The sequence below is a fragment of the Vibrio sp. D173a genome, assembly GCF_030248475.1.
In genome coordinates, this window is the sequence record NZ_JAHGAH010001143.1 from 1 (window position 1) to 649 (window position 649).

Sequence of the window (649 nt, forward strand, 5' to 3'; positions counted from 1 at the left end):
AGAAGTAGTACGAGTGGTCTTCGATCCAAGTATCTTGCCTCTTGAAACACTGCTTAAAACTTTCTGGGAAAGTCATGACCCAACCCAAGGTATGCGCCAAGGGAATGATCGAGGCACTCAATACCGCTCTGCGATCTACACCTTTAGCAATGAACAGCAATCCATTGCTGAATCCTCGAAGCAGAGCTATCAACAAGCGATACAAACGGCGCGGGGTTCAGAGATCACTACTGAAGTACAGCCAGCCGGTGAGTACTTCTATGCCGAAGATTATCACCAACAATATCTAGCTAAAAATCCGAACGGTTATTGCGGGTTAGGCGGAACGGGTGTTTGCTTCCCATCTCAGTAAATAAATCATTAAGCGATAGAAACAAAAAAGGGCTTTGATTTATCAAGCCCTTTCATTTCAATGGTTGAAATCAATGCGCATTACATCGACATACAAGCGATGGTGCCATTCACTTCTTTAAATACATTAAGCTTTTTTTGGTCGGTCACTTCAGGAAGAAGAACCTTGCCTTGGTCGAATCTAAATTCACCGATACCTTCGATGCTAAATTGACCCTTGAATAGGACTTTAACGAAACGCGCCACTTGACGAGGGCGGTAAGTAGAAAATTCTCGTAACATAAACAACCTCAATTCC

Annotated in this window: 2 protein-coding genes; one reads left to right on the forward strand and one right to left on the reverse strand. The window is 43.3% G+C overall.

Translation table 11 applies throughout. The features are described 5' to 3' along the window. Nucleotides 1-352: peptide-methionine (S)-S-oxide reductase MsrA (gene msrA, locus KIV40_RS31875; protein ID WP_285353330.1), on the forward strand; the 352-nt coding region annotated here is incomplete at its 5' end. An 80-nt stretch (nt 353-432) separates the two neighbouring features. Here msrA and KIV40_RS31880 read toward each other — a convergent pair. Then, on the reverse strand, nt 433-633 hold the full coding sequence (locus KIV40_RS31880) for a DUF1107 family protein (protein WP_032553292.1): 201 nt from the start codon (nt 631-633) through the stop codon (nt 433-435). Nucleotides 634-649: the final 16 nt, after the last annotated feature.

Bases quoted from the DNA above. Each gene is read 5' to 3' on its own strand.
- KIV40_RS31880 (WP_032553292.1), bottom strand. From the start codon at position 633: ATGTTACGAGAATTTTCTACTTACCGCCCTCGTCAAGTGGCGCGTTTC.